The sequence below is a fragment of the Mesorhizobium sp. P5_C1 genome, from assembly GCF_054049815.1.
In genome coordinates, this window is sequence record NZ_JBFULQ010001197.1 from 1 (window position 1) to 829 (window position 829).

An 829-nucleotide genomic window follows, 5' to 3' on the forward strand; every position below is an offset into this window, starting at 1 on the left:
ATCCAGAATATCCTGATCTCGGAAGGGCTTGGTGAGGAAATCGACCGCTCCGGCCTTCATGGCTCGCACGGACATGGGAATGTCGCCGTGACCGGTCATGAAGATGATCGGCAAGTGAATGCCTGCCTTGCTCAATTGCGTTTGAAATTCGAGTCCGCTCACCTCCGGCAGCCGGATATCGAGCACAAGGCAGCTTGGACCGTCGGGAAGCCGACTGTTCAGCAGTTCGGGAGCAGAACCGAAAAGCTCGACACGCGTTCCAACAGATCGGAAGAGGCTGCTTAAAGCTTCACGCAACGACGGATCGTCGTCCACGACCAGAACAGTCGGAGGCATGGCGCCGTTGCCGACTTGTGGTTGAGAGGAAGAGGCGGGGCGTTGGATCATGAGCCGGCATCCTTTTCGACGCGTGGCAGAGAAAATTGGAATATCGCGCCGCCGCCTGGATTGGGCTCGATCCACACACGGCCTCCATGTGACTCGACGATCGACCGGCAGATCGACAGTCCCATGCCCAATCCCTCTGCCTTGGTGGTGAAGAAGGCCTTGAACAACTGACGCGCACTATCGGGATCGATGCCTGGTCCCGTATCCTGGACCCTCACATTTGCCTGGTTCGATTCATCGATCGAAGTCGTAACGAGAATTTCGCGCAAGTCGCTGTTGCCAGAGGCCATTGCCTGAATCGCGTTGATCAAAAGATTGATCAGGAGCTGTTGAAGCTGGATACGGTCGCCAAGTGCGGGCAGCGCCTGGTTGGCTAGATTCAGTTTCAGGGTGATGCGATTTGCAACGAACTCACGATGCACCAACGTGAGCGATTCGTTGA

The 829-nt window shown here is 56.3% G+C and carries 2 protein-coding genes; both read right to left on the reverse strand.

Annotated features, from left to right (window positions below; all coding sequences use genetic code 11):
- On the reverse strand, positions 1-387 hold a 387-nt coding region (locus ACXJ7R_RS34835; protein WP_457155756.1), incomplete at its 3' end, for a response regulator transcription factor.
- Positions 384-829: ATP-binding protein (locus ACXJ7R_RS34840; protein WP_457155757.1), on the reverse strand; the 446-nt coding region annotated here is incomplete at its 5' end. The genes ACXJ7R_RS34840 and ACXJ7R_RS34835, both read right to left, overlap by 4 nt.